This window comes from Paraburkholderia sp. (assembly GCF_028283785.1).
Lineage (GTDB): Bacteria > Pseudomonadota > Gammaproteobacteria > Burkholderiales > Burkholderiaceae > Paraburkholderia.
Genome location: NZ_JAPWKB010000021.1, coordinates 152,800 through 170,790 on the forward strand (window position 1 = coordinate 152,800; position 17,991 = coordinate 170,790).

Below are 17,991 nucleotides of genomic sequence, written 5' to 3' on the forward strand. Positions count from 1 at the left end.
CTTCCCGAGTGCCCGCGACGCGTGGCGCAAGACCAGCAAATCCTCAATGATTGCGGCTGCCGATACAGCCAGATATTGCAAAATATTATCAAAAGTTTCGGTTAGAAAATCAAATGCACGCTTTCTTAATACCGAAACTACATCGCCATATAATCCGCTTTTTCGCCACGAAATTTTAGATTTTTAATATGTATGCAAACTCATTGCAGCACGAATTAATTAGAAACTTTTCGAAATATCTGTGACTGTTTAGTGAAAAATAAAAAATATCGCCGAAATTAATCCAAAGAATCAGCGGCAAGTTCATCGATTATTCGGCAAACAATCTACATGAAACGACAATCTCTTCGCAGTCTGTTTTCCTCCGTGGTCTGTACATCGCTTCTGCTTTGTTCGCATGAGTCCCAGGCCAGCGTCACGATGAATTTTGCGAGTGCGGATATCACTGAGGTGGCGCGCGCGATCGGCGTGGCCACCGGAAAGACCATAATCGTCGATCCGCGAGTGAAAGGCATCATCGATCTGACATCGGAAAAACCTGTGTCCGAGGAGGTGGCCATCAAGACACTTCAGTCCGCATTGCGGATGCAGGGGTTCTCGCTATTACAGGATCACGGCGTATACAAGATCGTGCCGGAGGCTGACGCAAAGCTGCAAGGCGTGTCGACCTATGTTGGAAATGAGCCCGTCGCCAAAGGCGACCAGGTTGTCACTCAAGTGTTTCACCTGCGCAGGGCTTCCGCGAGTAGCGTCTTGCCGATCCTGCGCCCACTCATTTCGCCGAACAACACGGTCAGCGCCTATTCCGGCAACAACACGGTTGTGGTCACCGATTACGCGGACAATATCCGGAGAATCGCGGCGGTTATCGCCGGTATCGACGCCGCTTCCGACGCGCATATCGATGTCGTACAGCTCAACTTCGCCGATGCTGCGACCATTGTTCCCCAGCTTCAAAAGCTGCTGGATTTAAGTGCGCTTGGTGAATCGGACCCGACGCAGAAAGTGACCGTCGCGGCGGACCCCCGCACCAACTCGGTCGTGCTGCGCACGAATGAGGCCGCGCGCCTGAGCGAGGCGGAAGCACTCGTTATCAAGCTCGATACACCGGTTCGGACGCCGGGAAATATTCACATCGTTAGCCTGCGAAATGCCGATGCTACAGAAATGGCAAAGACGCTTCGCAAGGTACTGGGTCTGTCGAGCGCCGGGAATTCGACCGACAGCACGAGCCAATCCAAAAGCAGCGGGCAAAGCGCATCCAAGCTTTCGGATAGCGATGGCTCATTGCCGCCATTACCCAGTTCCGGTAGCGGAAGCTCTTCGGGTACGTCGAGCACGTCGTCGACGTCGTCTTCATCGTCGTCTCCGTTTAGCGGCGCCACCGGAAGTGCTTCAGGCGGAACAGGTGACGGCGACGATAAAGCGAGCGGCGAAATCGTCGCCGATGTGTCGACCAATTCATTGATCATCACCGCGTCGGAACCCGTCTTCAGGAATCTCAGTACGATTATCAGCCGGCTGGATCAACGCAAGGTTCAGGTCTATATCGAATCGCTGATCATGGAAGTGTCGTCGGATAAAACCGGGCAGTTCGGTATTCAGTGGCTGACCACGACCGGCCTCGCGGCCCTCGCCGAAACGACGACCAATGTGGGGATCGTCGCGGGCTTTGGAAATATTCTCGGCACCAAAGGTCTATTCCAGGCCATACAGACGAGCTCCGACGTGAATATTTTATCCACGCCGAGTCTGGTTACGCTCGACAACCACGAAGCCCGGATACTCGTCGGAACGAACATTCCGGTCGAGACCGGTACGTATTCGACCGCGAGTACGAGTTCCTCTTCTGCGTCGGCATTCAATACGTACGATCGCCAGGACGTCGGGATCATGCTGGACGTGAAGCCGCAGATCAACCAGGGCGGAACGATCAAGTTGCAGCTCTATCAGGAAGATTCGAGTGTCATCAGCGGATCGGCGGACAATGCCGGCGGATCGAGTATCAACAAGCGCTCGCTGCAATCCACGATCCTTGCCGACGATGGTCAGATCGTGGTGCTGGGCGGCTTGATAAGCGATGCGTATGACAATGCGAACAGCCGGCTGCCGTGGATTTCAAAGGTACCGTTGTTGGGATATCTGTTCAGGAACGAAACGAAGAGCAGAGTAAAGACGAACCTGCTGATCTTTCTGCGGCCGGTGATCGTAAAGGACGCGTCCACATTGAAAGCGATCTCAGCGGACCGGTACGGCTATATCCGCGGAAAATCGCTCAACTATAAAACCGATAACTGGACGGAGAAGGACGACACGCAACCGGTTCCGCCGCCGGACAATGGCAATCAGCCGGACGGCGCAGCCAATGTGTTCGACCTGACGCATATGGAGCCCAAGCTGGATAGCAACGCGAAGTGAGCGTCGAGAGGACGCTTCGCCGGAAGTTCAACTGGCGTGGGGACACGCCAGTTCACTGCGCGGGCTTGAGATACCCGTCCTCTCGCTATCTTTTCGACAAATGCCGAGCCACCCGGCATCTTCGACAGTGCCATACCTGCTTCGGAGCAGACGACGTTGTCGGTCGCCGTACCGGCCAGGTCGGCAAGCGACTCTGTACACACGCGATCCCCGCACACGCGCAAAAATTTTGCGCTTCATGCCGCGAAAATCGCGAAATTCGGGCATGGGGAGAGAAGAAATTGTATCTCTGCGCGCGGCTCGATAACGACGGCTTCTACAGCGATTCGTGAGTATGTAACCCGGCCTGCGTACGCTGCGACCGGGTCCGCAAACACCTACATCACGAGCACCGCTTTAGCCCCATCCGGCGACCCGTAAGCCATCGCGAGTTCGATCTGATCGCTACGGAATTCCTTGCCGATTCGGGTCGTGAACATGGGATCGTCGATCATGCCTTCAAGCGTTTTCAGCGCGGCAACGAGCCTTGTCTGCTCCTTTACCGTCCGGCTTTCGAAATTGCTGAACCGCTTCATGGTCAGGTTCTTCATCATGAACAGGACGGACTGAATGGAGACCGGCGCAGCGCCGCCCAAAAACCCGTAGAAATAGATCGTCGAATTCATCGGCAAGCTGGGTACGATTGTCGTTAGCAGGTCGCCGCCGACGCCATCGAATACCGCCGTCGTTCCGAGTTCGGTGGCCAGCGCACCGAGCGTGTCGGTGAAGCCCCTCGGTGGTGACGATGACATGCTCGACGCCCAAACGGGACAGCGCGTCGCGCGCGGCCGTGGTCCGCACCAGAAAAATCGCCGGCATGTTTCTGCTGCGCGCAAGCGCAGCGAGCGCGTGGCCGGTGGCCGAATTCCCGGCCGTGACGATGACACCTTTGTGGCCCGCGTCGGCGATCTCGTCGAGAAACGCGTAGGCCGTCATTACGTTGACGAGCGAGCCGCAATAGTCGCGCGTGCGGACATGCTCCGGCAAGATCAGGCAGGCCATATAAGGCACATGTGCCCGTTCGCACCACAGCCCGACACTCTCCGGGCGTCTGTCGAGCGACCGGTAGATCGCCACCTGCCTGCCCATATATTCGACGGGTACGCCGGCGCCCACCGCGATCACGCGTCCGGCTCCCGACGCACCCCACACGTCATGCTGACCCAGCACGAACGCATTGCCGGCCGCCGTGGGCATCTTCAGGAAAGTCTTGTCGCCGTGGTTGATCGCCGACGCATCCATGTCGATCAGCACATGACCGGGCGCAGGTTCGTTCGGCGTCGGGATGTCACGAACCTCAAGCTCGCGGCCAGGCGTTACACAAATCGCTTTCATCGTTCAGATCCTCTGGTTTAGGTGTCGGTGACTGCATGACCCGTACGATAAGCAACTTCAGTCATTGCCGAAACGCTGTCTCAGGACATACCATCCATTCCATTCTGGAATTGATGCGAGTAGCCCCTATGGATCGAGTGAACGCGATTCGCCTGTTTGTACGCCTCGTCGAGTGCGGCAGTTTTTCCGCCGTCGGCAGGGAGGAAGGCATTGGACAGCCTGCGGTCAGCAAGCAGATCGGTGCGCTGGAGCGGCATCTGGGTGCCCAGCTCGTTTTGCGGACTTCGCGCCAGGTCGTGATCACGGACGCGGGACAAACGTTCTACGAGTCGGCGAGGCAACTGGTGGACGACTTCGACGCGCTCGAGTCGTCGGTCGGTGAGCGCCAGCAGTCGCCACGCGGCGTGGTCAGAGTCAATACGGCGCCGGCGCATGGCCGGCTTTGTATTACGCCGCTGCTACCGGCGTTTTTTCGTCAGTATCCGGACGTCGCGATCGAGTTGTCGGTGTCGGAGCGGCATGTCGATCTGGTCGGCGACGGCGTCGATCTGGCGGTTCGTCATGGACGGCTGGTGGACTCGTCCCTGACCGCGCGCAAGCTGTCCGAGACCGACTTCGTGCTTGCGGCAAGCCCGGCTTATCTGGCGGCTCACGGCATTCCGACGCGGCTTGCGGACCTCGATCAGCACACCTGCATCGTTTTTGCGAATGGCCGCGAGCGTTATCCGTGGTCGCTGAAGGTTGGGAAGGAGCGAGTGTCGTATGTGCCGCACGGCTCGCTGCTGACGGGCGATGCGGAGCATATTCGAGCGGCCGTGTTGTGCGGCCTGGGCATTGCCCAGGCGCCGTACTGGCTGATGGCGAAAGAGATTCAGTCCGGCGAGATCGACGTGGTGCTGCCGGATCTGCAACCCGAGCGCGTGCCGATTCACCTTGTCTATCCAGCGGGTCGCCGCGTACCGATGAGGGTCCGGGTGTTTATCGACTATCTGGTTGCGGCATTTGCGCGTGAAGAACCTTGACGCGCAGTGCCGTCACACGCTGCTGCGAGTGGGCCGACGCCGACACGTCCCCGTGTCGGCGATCTACGTGTCGGGTTCGAATGGCGGCGTAGCCGTACGTCAGCCGACGACCTTCTGCTCGGCCGCAGCTTCGTCGCGCATGCGACGGGCTTCGTCGCGCAGGAACTGCTGGTAGTCGTCGAGATCGCCGTCGAAGGGTTCGACGCCGCCCTTGGTGACCAGCCAGAATTCGTCACACACGGCGCGCAGCAGGGCCCGGTCGTGACTGACCAGCATCACCGTGCCTTCGAATTCGTTGAGCGCCATCGCGAGCGCTTCGCGGGTGGCCAGGTCCAGGTGGTTGGTCGGCTCGTCGAGCAGCAGCAGGTTAGGGCGCTGCCACACGATCATGCACAACACGAGCCGCGCCTTTTCGCCGCCGCTCATGGTGCTGACCACCTGATGGACCATGTCGCCGCTGAAGTTGAAGGTGCCGAGGAAGGTGCGAAGCGATTGCTCGGTTCCGCTCTGGCCTGGCGCGCGCATATGAGCCGGCGTGTCCTTCGCGAGCCGGATCATGTGTTCCATCGGCGTGTCGAGCAGGCGCAGCACGTCGAGCTCCTGCTGGGCGAAGTAGCCGATATTCAGGCCCTTGCCTTCGCTGATTTCGCCGGCGATCGGCGCCAGCGAGTGCGCTACCGTCTTCACCAGCGTGGACTTGCCCTGGCCGTTGGCACCGAGAATGCCGATGCGCTGGCCCGCCAGCACGGAACGGTTGATGCCCTGGACGATGACTGTAGGCGGCGTGCCCGGCAGTGCGTCGGTCGGCGCGGGATAGCCGAAGCTCGCGTCCAGCATCGACAACAGCGGATTCGGGACGTTGAGGGGCTCCTTGAACTCGAAGGTGAACTCCGCGTCGGCGAGCACCGGTGCGATCTTCTCCATACGTTCCAGCGCCTTGACCCGGCTCTGCGCCTGTTTCGCCTTCGAGGCCTTGGCCTTGAAACGGTCGATGAATTTCTGCAGGTGAGCGATCTTGTCCGCCTGCCGTGCTACCGCTGCCTGCTGCAACAGGAGCTGTTCGGCGCGCATCTCTTCGAACTTGCTGTAATTGCCGCCGTAACGCACGAGCTTGGCGTTGTCGACGTGCACCGTCACCTGCGTCACCGCGTCGAGGAATTCGCGGTCGTGGCTGATCACGACCATGGTTCCCTGATAGCGCTTGAGCCACGCTTCCAGCCAGACCAGTGCGTCGAGGTCCAAGTGATTGGTCGGTTCGTCGAGCAGCAGCAGGTCGGACGGACACATCAGCGCGCGCGCCAGTTGCAGTCGCATGCGCCAGCCGCCGGAGAAGCTGTTGACCGGCTGGCTCAACTGCGCAGCGGTGAAGCCAAGGCCCTGGATCAGCGCTTGAGCACGTGCGGGGGCATCGTGTGCACCGGCGTCGTGCAGGGCCATGTACGCGTGCGCCATGCGCATACCGTCGTCGCTGGCTTCGGCTTCGGTCACTTCGGCCTGCGCGGCCAGCAGCACGGTGTCGCCTTCGACCACGAAGTCGGTGGCGCTTTGCTCGGTCTCCGGCATGTCCTGCGCGACCTGGCCCATCTTCCACGCAGCGGGAATCGAGAATTCGCCGCTTTCTTCGTGCAATTTGCCGCTAAGAAGACCGAAGAAGGACGATTTTCCCGCGCCATTGCGGCCGACGAGACCGATCTTTTCGCCGGGAGTGAAGGTGATGGATGCGCGGTCGAGTACGACATTGATACCGCGGCGGAGCGTGAGATTACGGACGGAAATCATAAGGAGCTACTTCGGAGAGGAGTGGCATGATAGCCGACCGGACGTGCTGGGGCCGCTTCTTTTCTGAGCCGCGTGCGCTTTGCGGCGCGCGCCGGCCGTGCAGCACGGCATGCGCGGGCGCATCGGGCGCACCTGTTTCGGGGCCCGCGACTGCCATAAAGCGACCCATCGCTGACGCTTGAACGATGCAAGGAGAATGCCCGCTTCGCGACGTGGCCGATCGCCCGGCCAATGGGTTCAACAGGGATCAAGATTCCACGCGACCGGACCGCTTCGGTCGCGCGCTAAATCGCCCCAGTTCTTTGTCGGAGAGGACGTAGTCGCTGCAGTCATGCAGGCGAGCGAGCGCAAGATCCAGAAATGCGCGCACCCGCTTGGGCTGTGCTGTCCTGTTTCCGTAATAAAGATGCAAACCGATGTGGGCGCTCATGTTTTCCAGCAGCACCGGCACCAGTCGTCCCGAACGGATATGGGCTGCAGCGGAGAAACTCGCGAGCTGTCCCATCACTTGCCCTGCCAGCACGGCTTGCAATTCAAGCTCTGAATCGTTGGTGGCGAACGTGGGAGACATCTGTCGATGTTCGAGTTTTCCATCGACGGTCAAATACCAGGGCGTGACCTTTCCCGTGACCGGATGCCGAAACACGCTGCAGCGGTGCGCGGTCAGGTCATCCAGACTCGACGGCGTCCCATGCGCCTTCAGGTATTCAGGCGTCGCGCACACGATCATCTGGATCGGGAACAGTTGTCGGCCGATGACGCCCTCGCTGGCCGACTCGCCGATCCGGAAGCCGACATCGACGCGGTCCAGCACCCAGTTGCCGATACCGTCGTCGAGCTGGACATCGGGCCGAATGCCGGGATGCTCGCGGCAGAACGCGTCGAGCAGCGGCATCAGAATGGTCGCAAACGACGATTTCGGGCCAACGATACGCAGCGGTCCGGCAATGTCCTCTTTGGACTCCCGCACCAGTGCGAGCGCCCTGTCGAGCGCCGCCAGTGCGGGCTGCGTGTTCTCCAGGAAACGTTGCCCTTCCTCGGTTAGTGCGAGGCTGCGCGTCGTCCGGTGCAACAGGCGGACGCCGAGATGTTGCTCCAGTTGCGCGATGGCCTGACTGGCCGCCTGAGGCGTGACGCCTTGCGCCAGCGCAGCCTGCCGGATACTGCCGAGCTCGACGGCTTTCGCGAACGTCGCGATGGCCTTGAAGTCGTTGATGGGCATGTTCACTCCGTGTGCCGGGCGCAAAAAGCGCGCACGCGCCGATCGTCAGTATCAATCATAGATTGATACTGGAACAAGTCAAACTCGGCTATTCGCTTGAAACTGAGGCGCTTAAAGTCATGGACATCGGGCCACTGGCCCTGTCGTCTACTACCAGGAGCGCATCTTGAACACAAGACAACTCGGTCAGTCCGGGCTCGAAGTTTCGGCGATTGGTCTGGGCTGTATGGGTCTGAGCCACGGCTACGGACCGGCTACCGATCGGCCGCAAGCCGTGGCGCTGATTCGCGCCGCCTTCGACCGCGGCGTGACGTTTTTCGATACCGCCGAGGTGTACGGGCCCTACGTCAACGAGGACGTGGTCGGTGAAGCATTGGCGCCGTTCCGCGACCAGGTGGTGATCGCGACGAAGTTCGGCTTCACTTTCGGCGACGACGGCAAGCAGCAAATCCTCAACAGCCGGCCGGATCACATCCGCCAGACGGTCAATGGGATGCTCAAGCGGCTGAAGACCGACGTCATCGACTTGCTGTATCAGCATCGCGTCGATCCGGACGTACCAATCGAGGACGTCGCCGGCACCGTCAAGGCGCTTATCGCCGAAGGCAAGGTGAAGCACTTCGGCCTGTCGGAGGCGGGCGAGCAGACCATCCGGCGTGCGCACGCGGTCCAGCCCGTGACTGCTGTTCAGAGCGAATATTCGATGTGGTGGCGCGAGCCTGAAGACAAAATCCTGCCCACGCTGGAGGAGCTGGGTATCGGCTTCGTGCCGTTCAGCCCGCTCGGGAAGGGTTTTCTCACCGGCGCGATCGACAGCAACGCCACCTTCGGCAACGATGATTTCCGCAGCGTCGTTCCGCGTTTCACGTCCGAAGCGCTCGAGGCCAACCAGGCGCTCGTGAACGTGCTTGGCGAAATTTCCCGCGGCAAGGGCGCGACGTCGGCGCAAATCGCGCTGGCCTGGTTGCTCGCCCAGAAGCCCTGGATCGTCCCGATCCCCGGCACGACGAAATTGCATCGACTAGACGAAAACCTGGGCGCCGCAGCAGTGGAACTGTCTGCGTCCGATCTTCAGCTTATTGCACAGGCACTCGCATCGGTCGCCATTCATGGCGACCGCTACCCGGCCGCGCTGCAGGCTCGCGTCGGTCGCTGACACGAAGCGGCATGACACGCCGGGAACGCGGCATCCCCGGCGTCCTGAGCGTTCCTGCCGGTTCCATCGACTATCCACACAAGAGATCAACCATGCAACACGTGACACTGAACAATGGCATGAAGATGCCGATCCTCGGCTACGGCGTTTTCCAGATCGCCGACGACGCGGAATGCGAACGCTGCGTCGTGGACGCGGTACAGGCCGGCTATCGGCTGATCGACACGGCTGCGTCCTACAAGAACGAGGCAGCCGTCGGGCGAGGCCTCAAGCAGTGCGGCGTACCGCGTGACGAGTTGTTCGTCACCAGCAAGCTGTGGGTCGAAGACGCCGGGTATGAACGCGCGCGCGTGGCGATCGACCAGTCGCTGAAGCGGCTCGGCCTCGATTACCTCGACCTGTTTCTGATCCATCAGCCGTTCTCGGACGTTCACGGCGCGTGGCGAGCGATGGAAGACGCGCACCGCGCGGGTAAGTTGCGCGCGATCGGACTCAGCAACTTCCAGCCGGACCGGCTGATGGACATCACGGCTTTCAACGACGTGAAGCCCGCCGTCAACCAGATCGAAGTGAATCCCTTCCACCAGCAAACCGAAAGCATCGACTTCATGCGTGAGCTGGGCGTGCAGCCGGAGGCGTGGGCGCCTTTCGCCGAAGGCCGGAACAACCTGTTTCAGAACGAGCACCTTGTGGCGATCGCCGGGCGCTACGGCAAAACCGTTGGACAGGTCGTGCTGCGATGGCTGGTTCAACGCGGTGTCGTCGCGCTCGCGAAATCCGTGCGGAAAGAGCGGATGCAGGAGAACCTGGCCGTCTTCGATTTCGAACTATCCGAAGACGATATGCAGTTCGTCACCACGCTGGAGACGGGCAAGAGCAGCTTCTTCTCTCATCGCGATCCGGCGATCGTGAAATGGATGAGCGAGCGGAAGCTGGGTCTTTGAAATGCGGCGCCGAGCGCTCTTCAAAACCCCGTCTTCCGGTCCCACGGCGGTTCATCGCCGAATGCTTCGGCAAGATAGTCGACGAATCGACGCACTTTGAGCGGGATGCGCTGTGCGCTCGGATACACCGCTTGAATCACCAGATCCGCCGCGCGATAAGCGGGCAGCAGCGCCACCAGTTCGCCACGCCGGAGGTGTTCTCCAAATACGAAGGTCGGGCCGTATGCGATGCCGGCGCCGGCGAGGGCGGCCGCGAGCAGCATTTGCGTATTGTTAGCGGCCATCCGGCACGGACCGTCGATAACGTGCGCGTGGTTTTTCGCATCGAACAACGTCCAGTCGCCGGCCGACACGGCCTCGCTGAAAGCAAGCCGCTGCGCGCGTTGCAGGTCTTCGGGCTTGCGTGGCGTTCCGTGGCGTTCGAGGTATGCGGCGGACGCACAGACGACCATCCGGCACGGCGCAAGCCGGCGCGTGACCAGACCGGGATCCTGCAACCGTCCGATCCGGATCGCCACGTCGACACCCGCATCCATCAGATCGACATAGCGGTCTCCGAGCACCACTTCCACGTTGACGTGCGGATGGTCGTCCAGGTAGCGCGCGACCACCTCGCCCAGGTGCATCGCACCGAACGTGACGGGCGCGGCGACGCGCAGCACGCCGCGCGCGGTGCCTTGCGCATCGCCCGCTTCACGATTCGCTTCGTCGAATGCTTCGAGAATCCGCTTGCTGCGCTCGTAGTAAGTCTGGCCGGCGTCGGTCAGACTCAAGCGACGCGTGGTGCGCTGAAGGAGCCGCGTATTCAGCTCGGCCTCGATTGCGCTGACATGCTTGCCCGCCATTGCTGCGGATAGCCCGAAACGGCGCGCGGCAGCGGCAAAACTGCCTTCTTCTACAGCAGAGACGAACACGCCAAGGCTCGTCAGGCGGTCCATTGTGTCCTCCGATTCGATAACAGCATTATCGACTGAATACATCAATCCGGCAATTATCAAACTGGCCACTTGAATCTACCATTCGAACACTACGCAATGGTGAGGGGAAGGAAGATGAAAATCGGATCGAACGGTACGCAGATTCATGTCACGCAGCGCGGCCACGGCGAGCTGGCGCTGGTGTTCCTGCACTACTACGGTGGCTCGGCGCGGACCTGGGACGGCGTCGCAAGTGAATTGGCCGATCGCTACCGGATCGTTGCGATCGATCACCGGGGTTGGGGCGATTCCGATGCGCCCGCCGACGGCTACCGGATTGCCGATCTTGCCGCCGACGCCGAAGGTGTCATCGATGCATTGGGTTTGCAGCGCTATGTGCTGGTCGGCCATTCGATGGGCGGCAAGGTGGCTCAACTGATCGCATCGCGCCGGCCGGCCGGGCTGGAGGGGCTTGTTCTCGTTGCGCCGTCGCCTCCGTCGCCGATGTGTCTTTCCGACGAGCAGCGCGCGACGTTGACCGGCGCGTATCAGTCGCGTGAATCGGTCGAATTCGTGATCGATCACGTGCTCACCGCAAAACCGCTCGACGCTGCGCGCCGGGAGCAAGTGATCGAGGACAGCCTGAAGGCGGCACCGCAGGCGAAGGCGGCGTGGCCGAACATCGGCATGCGCGAAGACATCACCGCAGCGGTGGCGTCGATCGACGCGCCGACCATTGTGATCTCCGGCGAGCTTGACCAGGTGGATCGCGTCGCCACCTTGCAGGCGGAACTGCTGCCGCGTATTCCGCATGCACGGATGCATATTTTGCCGGGAACCGGGCACCTGTCGCCGCTAGAAGCACCGGACGAGGTGGCGCAGATCATCGCGCGATTCGTTGCAGCGGTCGAGTTGGTCGCCAATCCGCTCGGGTTGAACTGAACCGTCCGGGGAATGACGCCATGAATAACCGACTGGGACGCACATCATGAACACACCGACCATCATCACGATTCCGATCCTGCCGTTCGGCATGGTTCACTGCCACCTGATCATCGGCGAAAAGGGCTGCGTTCTCGTAGACACGGGCACGCCGGGCTCGGAGGACAAGATCGGGCGCGCGCTGGCGAAGCACGGTCGCAGTTTTAGCGATGTCAGCTTGATCGTGGTCACTCATGCGCATACGGACCACGCCGGTTCGGCGGCGCGCTTACGCGAATTGACGGGCGCACCGATCCTCGCGCATGCCGGCGATCTGGATTACTACGAGCGGCGCAAGGAAATGACGTACTGCGTCGCCCATTGGTGGGGACCGCTGTTCCTGCGATCGGGCGTGCCCGGCGAGCCGTACTCGGCTTTCACACCGGACATCCTGCTGCAGGACAACGCCCGTTTCGATTTGAGCCGCTATGGCATCGACGGCGTGGCAAGGCACACGCCCGGCCACACGGCGGGCTCCGTATCGGTTGAACTGAGTAGTGGCGACGCACTGGTCGGCGACCTCGTCGCGTCCGGCGTCCTGCTTGGCGGATTGATCCGCACGAGTCACGCGATACGGCCACCGTTCGAGGACGATCCGCATGCCGTCGGTGCTGAACTGATGGGCATGGTCGACGCGGGCATGCAGCGTTTTCATATGGGGCACGGCGGGCCGTTGCCCGCGAAAGAAGTGCGCCGCCATGCGCTTTCATTGCGGAATCTGACGCCGGGTCGTGAGTACGGGATGCGGGCGATCGGTTGTGACTGCGCTGAGCGCAAGGTGGGGGAGTGTGTCGAGTGACGCGTGGGAAATAAACCCCACGCCCACCGCTACCGCATGTGCTCCAGCATCTGGTAGTACCACATACCCGCTGCCAGCAACGGATTGCCGATCAACCCACCCATCGGCACGCGAATATGCCGGCACGCGGCGAACGTATCGAACCGTTCCAGCGTGCCGGAGATCGCTTCGGCCATGATTTCGCCCATGATGTGACTGGTGGCGACGCCGTGCCCCGAATAGCCCTGGCAATACCAGACGTTGTCCGACAGCTTGCCCAGTTGTGGAATCCGGTTGACGACGATCCCCATCGCGCACGTCCATTCGAAATCGATCCGCACGCCCTTCAACGCGGGAAACGTGCGCTCGATACACGGCAACAGTTCGCTCGCGACATCGCGCGATGTCCGGCCCGAATAGTTGGCGCCGCCGCCGAACAGAAGACGGCCATCGGCGGTCAGGCGGTAATAGTCGAGCACGAAACGGCAGTCGTACACCGCGAGATCCTGCGGGTTGATCCGTGACGCCAACTCGCCCAACGGCTCGGTCGCGACGATGCCGCCCATCGCCGGAAAGATCTTGCCGTCCAGCTGCTTCTTTTCGAGCTTGTGATAGACGTCGCCGGCGAGCAGGATCTGTCGCGCGTTGATCCTGCCGCCCGACGTGATGACCGCAGGCCTGGCGCCATGCACGATATCCAGCACTTCCGAATGCTCGTAAATCAGCGCACCCAGTTGCGCGGCCGCGGCCGCCTCGCCGATGCACAGATTCAGCGGATGAACGTGCATGTTGCGCATATTCTTCAGCGCGCCGATGTAGAGATCGGTGTCGAGAATCGCTTTCACGCCGTCGCGGTCGAGCAGTTCGACCGCGTCGCCCAGTCCGCGCCGTTGCGCTTCTTCGAGACCTTCCTGTAACTCACGCATGTGCGCGGGTTTCATCGCCGCATGCAAATGGCCGTGCTTGAGATCGCACGCAATACCGTACTTCTTGACGCGCGATTCGATGATCTCGTGACCGCGCCAGCGCAGCCACCAGATAAAGTCGTCGACGTCGTTGCCGAGCGTCGCGCGCATCTGCTTGCGCATCGCGGCGTCGCCCGACAGGCTGCCGGTAATCTGTCCGCCGTTGCGACCGCTCGCGCCCCAGCCGATCCTGTTCGTTTCGACGATGGCAACTTTCAGGCCGCGCTCGGCCAGTTCGACGGCGCTTGCGACGCCGGTAAAGCCGCCACCGATAATCGCGACATCCACCGTTTGCTCGCCTTCCAGTTGCGGATAGGCGGTCTCCTGGCCGATCGTCGCGGTGTAGTACGACGGGCTGCGCTCGGGCGCAGCCGCGTTGAGAGGGAGTGCTGCATTCATCACGAGTTCCTGGTGATCCTGATCAAAGTCGGGGTTTCGCGTCGCGCGATGCTCACGCCTGGTTCAGATACCAGCGCCAGTCCTGCTCGCCGACTTCGCTCATAAACTGCCGGTACTCGGCACGCTTGATCGCCATAAACACCTTCAGGAACTTCGCGCCGAACACGTCTTTCGCCCAGTCGGAGCGGTCCAGCGCATTCAGGGCGCTGAGCCAGTCGGTCGGCAGCAGCGCGGTGGCCTGCGCATAGCCGTTGCCTTCGACCGGTGCGCCCGGATCGAGCTTCTCGCGCACGCCGTGATGACATCCCGCGAGAATCGCCGCTGCGGCGAGATAGGGGTTGGCGTCAGCGCCGCAGACGCGATGCTCGACGTGGCGGCTATACGCCGGGCCGCCCGGCACACGCAGACTCACGGTGCGGTTATCGACACCCCATGTCGGCGTGAACGGTGCGTAGCTGTTCGCCTGGAAACGGCGGTACGAGTTCGCGTTCGGACAGAACAGCAGCATCGAATCGAGCAGGCCGTGCAGCATGCCGCCGACAGCCTCGCGCAGCAGCGGCGTGCCGGCCTTGTCTTCTGACGCGAACAGGTTGACGCCGTCCTTGTCTGCGAGACTCACATGCATATGCATGCCGGACCCGGCGATCTCGGCGAAAGGCTTCGCCATGAAGCACGCGTTCATCCCGTGGGCGGCGGCCACGCCCTTGACGATGCGCTTGTAGCGCACTGCGTGATCCATCGCTTCGAGCGCGGGGCCGTGTTCCAGTGTGATTTCGACCTGACCGGGCGCGTATTCGCTGATCGCGGTACGCACGGGAATCTTCTGTTCGCGACACGCGTCGTACAGGTCTTTCAGGAACGGCTCGATCTGTTCGAGTTCGCGCAAGCCGTACACCTGCGTCGTGCGCGGACGGTCGCCGTCGAGATCGAGCGCGGGTTGCGGACGGCCCTTCGCATCGCGCTTCGCGTCGAACAGATAGAACTCCAGTTCGCACGCCATCACCGGATACAAGCCGTCCGCTTGCAGACCGTCGATGATGCGAGCGAGAAGTTGACGCGGATCGGCGACACCGGCAGGCAAGCCTTCCACGGGATGCATCTGCACCTGTACGGCGGCCGTCGGCATCTTGCGCCACGGCAGGCGGACCAGGCTGCCCGGCAACGGATACGCGCGGCAATCGATATCGCCGACGTCCCACACGAGCCCGCTGTCTTCGGTGTCGTCGCCGTTGATCGTCAGGTTCATGATCGCGCTTGGCAACGGGCGGCCGCTGCGATACACGGCGAGCAGTTCCTCACGATGCAGCAGCTTGCCGCGCGGCACGCCGGCCGCATCGACGATAAAAAGTTCGAACAGGTCGATATCCGGATTCTGTTCGAGAAAATTCAGGGCTTCCTGTTCGTCAGCAAAGGTATTGGCGAATGACATGGTGACTCTCTTCGCGCGTTGGCGCGTGGGTCGTCCTCCGCGAAGTGCGGAAGCACGAATGGATAGCAATGGGCGGCGATGTGCGACCCGTGTGTGCGGCGCGTATGCCGCGCGCGACCGAATGCGGCGTTGTGTACCGATCAGCGGCCGTAGACGCGCGGCGGTAGCGGAGGGCGCGCGTGGCGGCAGTGGAACAGCGCCCAGAAAGCGAGGATCACGTTGACCGCAGGATTGAGCCGCGCCGCGACGAGTCGCGTGCGTGCGCCGACCGGTTCCGCGTGGCGGGTCCGGTAGGTGCGACGGGGCGAAAAGTCGGTGGGTGGCATGTCGATCAACGCTCGAAGAGGGCTTCAGGCCGTAGCGGAACGTACGGCTCCGCAATCGTGCAACGCGCAGAACACGGTCAAATATATTGCGCGTTGCGCAGTCCAGACGGCTCGAATTGGCCCTAATCGCTTTTTTCGTGTCCTTGGATTGCGCATTCAATCTACTACGGCATTAAATTGTTTGCAATGCGTTAAAATATGGGTGCGTTTTTGCGCACCTCCTTCCAACCGACTATCGCCTATGCCCACTTCGACTCTCGATCCCCTCGACTTTCAGATCGTTCGCGAACTGCAGGAGGACGGACGACGCGCGTTCCGCGAGATCGCGCGCAACGTCAACGTGCCCGAAGCGACGGTTCGCACGCGCGTCAAACGCTTGCAGGAACTGGGTATCCTGCAGATTCTCGCGTTCACGAATCCGTCCAAACTGGGTGACGCGAAACTCGCGCTGCTGTTCGTGGATATCGCGCCGCAGGATCACGAACGCACGGTCGATAACCTCGGCCGCTGGACCGAAGTGAGCTATCTGTCCACCACGCTCGGCGGCGCCGATCTGTGCGTGCAAGTGCTGTGTCGCGACGACGAAGCGCTGTTCGCGTTGCAGCAAAAGGTGCGTGCGCTGCCCGGCGTGCTGGCGGTGCGGATGATGCACGAGGTCAAGGTCCACAAAATCCGTTTCACGATTCCCCCGCTCGAAGCGCAAGCCGAAGACTGACCGTGCGCACGTTTGCGGAACCGGCGGCGCGCGCCGTCGTGTTGCGCAATCCGCACGGGCAGCGACGCAAGTAATGTTGCGCAAGAATGACAGTCCGGAATTGCGCATCGCGCAGTCCGGATGCTTCAAAATGGCGCATCGTGCATGCTTCGCGCGCGCCTTCCTATCTCCCCGAATGCGTTCCCAGTCCGGCCATTGCCCGGTGCTGCGGGCGCGCGCCACGCCAGATCCCACTTCACGCGATGCGCATCCGTGCCGCACGGCATCGGTGCACCACGCACCTGTTATGCGCAAAGCGCAAAATTCAAATGACAAAACTGCGCATTGCAACGGTATTAGGGTAAAAAAGTATACACACGCGTAATTTGTGTGCTTAGGATTCACTCATCGCGAGATCGCCGTACAACCCCGAGATGAGAGTGACATCCATGCAGACAGCCATTTCCGACGTTGCGCAATGCGCGACGCTCGCACCCGCAGCCGACGCGCTGCGCCAAGGAGAGCGATGATGAGCGTGCAAGACGAAACCTTTGCGGCTTCCGACGCCGCGCGCACTGCATCGACCGAGGCACGCGTGCTGGACCCTCAAACCAGTCAGATGGGCAAAACCGGCCACGCGGCCGGGGACAACCATGAACTCCAGCGCGACCTGACGTGGAAAGACGCGTTCTGGGTCACGAGCGGCGTGCCGGTGGGCGTGCTGTTCACGATCGGCGGCGTCGCGGCGACGATCGGCCAACCCGCGTGGTTTATCTGGATCGTCGCGATCCTGATCGGTTTCGCGCAGTGCTTCACCTACGCGGAGATCTCCGGCCTCTATCCGCACAAGTCGGGCGGCGCGTCGGTGTATGGCGCGCTCGGCTGGGTCCGCTATAGCAAGTTCGTCGCGCCGGTGTCCGTCTGGTGCAACTGGATTGCGTGGTCGCCGATGCTCGCGCTCGGCACGAGTCTCGCTGCCGGCTACATGCTGAGTTGTCTGTTCCCGGCCGACGCGGCGATCAATACATGGCATCTGACGCTGCTCGATCTGGGCTTCATCACCAAAGGGCTGACGCTGCGCATCAACGCGACCTTCCTGCTCGCCACTGCGTTCCTGCTGATCGCGTTCAAGCTGCAACACGCGGGTGTGTCGGCGGCGGCGAAGACGCAGCGCATTCTGGGCATTGCATCGCTGGCGCCGCTGCTGGTGGTGTCGATCGTGCCGCTCGTCACCGGCGATATGCCGTCCACGCATTTCCTGCCGCTGCTGCCGTTGACGCATGACGCGTCCGGCGCGGCCGTGATGGGTCACTGGAACGCGGCAGGCGTCAGCACCGCGATGGGCGCAATGTTCCTCGCATGCTGGTCCACCTTCGCGTTCGAAACGGCGGTCTGCTACACCCGCGAATTCCGCGATCCGCAGAAGGACACGTTCAAGGCGATTTTTTCGTCGGGCTTGCTGTGCCTGTTCATGTTTATCGTCGTGCCGATCGCGTTTCAGGGCGAACTCGGGTTGCAAGGCATGCTCGCGCCGAGCGTCGTCGATGGCTCAGGTGTCGGCGCGGTGATGGCGGGATTCGTTCACGG

The 17,991-nt window shown here is 61.5% G+C and carries 15 protein-coding genes and 1 pseudogene; 8 read left to right on the forward strand and 8 right to left on the reverse strand.

All coding sequences use genetic code 11. The features are described from left to right. Positions 1 to 330: 330 nt before the first annotated feature. Complete coding sequence (locus tag PW947_RS31095; RefSeq protein WP_299636718.1) at positions 331 to 2,418, forward strand: secretin N-terminal domain-containing protein; 2,088 nt, start codon at positions 331 to 333, stop codon at positions 2,416 to 2,418. A gap of 98 nt (positions 2,419 to 2,516) precedes the next feature. On the opposite strand, the pseudogene PW947_RS31100 reads toward PW947_RS31095, so the two are convergent. Together PW947_RS31100 and PW947_RS31105 are read right to left on the reverse strand one after the other, a co-directional pair. Continuing rightward, positions 2,517 to 2,630: pseudogene (locus tag PW947_RS31100) on the reverse strand (branched-chain amino acid ABC transporter substrate-binding protein); the annotation flags it as partial. A gap of 286 nt (positions 2,631 to 2,916) precedes the next feature. Beyond that, the gene (locus PW947_RS31105; protein WP_299636720.1) at positions 2,917 to 3,792 is read right to left on the reverse strand and encodes a hypothetical protein; all 876 of its coding nucleotides are present in this window, start codon (positions 3,790 to 3,792) and stop codon (positions 2,917 to 2,919) included. Positions 3,793 to 3,920: 128 nt separating this feature from the next. Here PW947_RS31105 and PW947_RS31110 point away from each other — a divergent pair, with 128 nt between their 5' ends. Then, complete coding sequence (locus PW947_RS31110; protein WP_299636721.1) at positions 3,921 to 4,814, forward strand: LysR family transcriptional regulator; 894 nt, start codon at positions 3,921 to 3,923, stop codon at positions 4,812 to 4,814. 99 nt (positions 4,815 to 4,913) lie between these two features. On the opposite strand, the gene PW947_RS31115 is transcribed toward PW947_RS31110, so the two are convergent. Next, positions 4,914 to 6,593 carry an ATP-binding cassette domain-containing protein gene (locus PW947_RS31115; RefSeq protein ID WP_299636722.1) on the reverse strand — a complete coding sequence of 560 codons (1,680 nt, stop codon included), beginning with the start codon at positions 6,591 to 6,593 and terminating at the stop codon, positions 4,914 to 4,916. A gap of 247 nt (positions 6,594 to 6,840) precedes the next feature. After that, on the reverse strand, positions 6,841 to 7,815 hold the full coding sequence (locus PW947_RS31120; RefSeq protein ID WP_299636724.1) for a LysR family transcriptional regulator: 975 nt from the start codon (positions 7,813 to 7,815) through the stop codon (positions 6,841 to 6,843). Positions 7,816 to 7,981: 166 nt separating this feature from the next. On the opposite strand from PW947_RS31120, the gene PW947_RS31125 reads away from it, so the two are divergent. After that, positions 7,982 to 8,971: an aldo/keto reductase gene (locus PW947_RS31125; protein ID WP_299636726.1), complete on the forward strand. Its 990-nt coding sequence runs from the start codon at positions 7,982 to 7,984 to the stop codon at positions 8,969 to 8,971. Between the two features lie 92 nt (positions 8,972 to 9,063). Then, positions 9,064 to 9,915: an aldo/keto reductase gene (locus tag PW947_RS31130; protein WP_299636727.1), complete on the forward strand. Its 852-nt coding sequence runs from the start codon at positions 9,064 to 9,066 to the stop codon at positions 9,913 to 9,915. A gap of 20 nt (positions 9,916 to 9,935) precedes the next feature. Here the strand turns inward: PW947_RS31130 and PW947_RS31135 are convergent, their stop codons facing one another. After that, entirely contained in the window at positions 9,936 to 10,853 is a 918-nt protein-coding gene (locus PW947_RS31135) for a LysR family transcriptional regulator (protein WP_299636729.1), read from the reverse strand. 114 nt (positions 10,854 to 10,967) lie between these two features. Here PW947_RS31135 and PW947_RS31140 point away from each other — a divergent pair, with 114 nt between their 5' ends. Next, complete coding sequence (locus tag PW947_RS31140) at positions 10,968 to 11,774, forward strand: alpha/beta hydrolase (RefSeq protein ID WP_299636730.1); 807 nt, start codon at positions 10,968 to 10,970, stop codon at positions 11,772 to 11,774. A gap of 46 nt (positions 11,775 to 11,820) precedes the next feature. After that, positions 11,821 to 12,612 carry an MBL fold metallo-hydrolase gene (locus PW947_RS31145; protein WP_299636731.1) on the forward strand — a complete coding sequence of 264 codons (792 nt, stop codon included), beginning with the start codon at positions 11,821 to 11,823 and terminating at the stop codon, positions 12,610 to 12,612. A gap of 29 nt (positions 12,613 to 12,641) precedes the next feature. Here the strand turns inward: PW947_RS31145 and PW947_RS31150 are convergent, their stop codons facing one another. From PW947_RS31150 to PW947_RS31160, 3 genes are all read right to left on the reverse strand, one after another. Further along, complete coding sequence (locus tag PW947_RS31150; RefSeq protein ID WP_299636732.1) at positions 12,642 to 13,955, reverse strand: FAD-binding oxidoreductase; 1,314 nt, start codon at positions 13,953 to 13,955, stop codon at positions 12,642 to 12,644. A gap of 52 nt (positions 13,956 to 14,007) precedes the next feature. Continuing rightward, on the reverse strand, positions 14,008 to 15,384 hold the full coding sequence (locus PW947_RS31155) for a glutamine synthetase family protein (protein WP_299636733.1): 1,377 nt from the start codon (positions 15,382 to 15,384) through the stop codon (positions 14,008 to 14,010). A 140-nt stretch (positions 15,385 to 15,524) separates the two neighbouring features. Next, positions 15,525 to 15,710, reverse strand: coding sequence for a hypothetical protein (locus PW947_RS31160; protein ID WP_299636735.1), 186 nt, complete (start codon positions 15,708 to 15,710; stop codon positions 15,525 to 15,527). A gap of 241 nt (positions 15,711 to 15,951) precedes the next feature. On the opposite strand from PW947_RS31160, the gene PW947_RS31165 reads away from it, so the two are divergent. Next, entirely contained in the window at positions 15,952 to 16,425 is a 474-nt protein-coding gene (locus PW947_RS31165) for an Lrp/AsnC family transcriptional regulator (RefSeq protein WP_299636737.1), read from the forward strand. 598 nt (positions 16,426 to 17,023) lie between these two features. Continuing rightward, positions 17,024 to 17,991: APC family permease (locus PW947_RS31170; protein WP_299636752.1), on the forward strand; the 968-nt coding region annotated here is incomplete at its 3' end.

Excerpts from the sequence above, each read along its gene's own strand:
- PW947_RS31095 (WP_299636718.1), top strand. The coding sequence starts at position 331 with ATGAAACGACAATCTCTTCGCAGTCTGTTTTCCTCCGTGGTCTGTACA.
- PW947_RS31105 (WP_299636720.1), bottom strand. The coding sequence starts at position 3,792 with ATGAAAGCGATTTGTGTAACGCCTGGCCGCGAGCTTGAGGTTCGTGAC.
- PW947_RS31110 (WP_299636721.1), top strand. The coding sequence starts at position 3,921 with ATGGATCGAGTGAACGCGATTCGCCTGTTTGTACGCCTCGTCGAGTGC.
- PW947_RS31115 (WP_299636722.1), bottom strand. The coding sequence starts at position 6,593 with ATGATTTCCGTCCGTAATCTCACGCTCCGCCGCGGTATCAATGTCGTA.
- PW947_RS31120 (WP_299636724.1), bottom strand. The coding sequence starts at position 7,815 with ATGCCCATCAACGACTTCAAGGCCATCGCGACGTTCGCGAAAGCCGTC.
- PW947_RS31130 (WP_299636727.1), top strand. The coding sequence starts at position 9,064 with ATGCAACACGTGACACTGAACAATGGCATGAAGATGCCGATCCTCGGC.
- PW947_RS31135 (WP_299636729.1), bottom strand. The coding sequence starts at position 10,853 with ATGGACCGCCTGACGAGCCTTGGCGTGTTCGTCTCTGCTGTAGAAGAA.
- PW947_RS31140 (WP_299636730.1), top strand. The coding sequence starts at position 10,968 with ATGAAAATCGGATCGAACGGTACGCAGATTCATGTCACGCAGCGCGGC.
- PW947_RS31145 (WP_299636731.1), top strand. The coding sequence starts at position 11,821 with ATGAACACACCGACCATCATCACGATTCCGATCCTGCCGTTCGGCATG.
- PW947_RS31150 (WP_299636732.1), bottom strand. The coding sequence starts at position 13,955 with ATGAATGCAGCACTCCCTCTCAACGCGGCTGCGCCCGAGCGCAGCCCG.
- PW947_RS31155 (WP_299636733.1), bottom strand. The coding sequence starts at position 15,384 with ATGTCATTCGCCAATACCTTTGCTGACGAACAGGAAGCCCTGAATTTT.
- PW947_RS31160 (WP_299636735.1), bottom strand. The coding sequence starts at position 15,710 with ATGCCACCCACCGACTTTTCGCCCCGTCGCACCTACCGGACCCGCCAC.
- PW947_RS31165 (WP_299636737.1), top strand. The coding sequence starts at position 15,952 with ATGCCCACTTCGACTCTCGATCCCCTCGACTTTCAGATCGTTCGCGAA.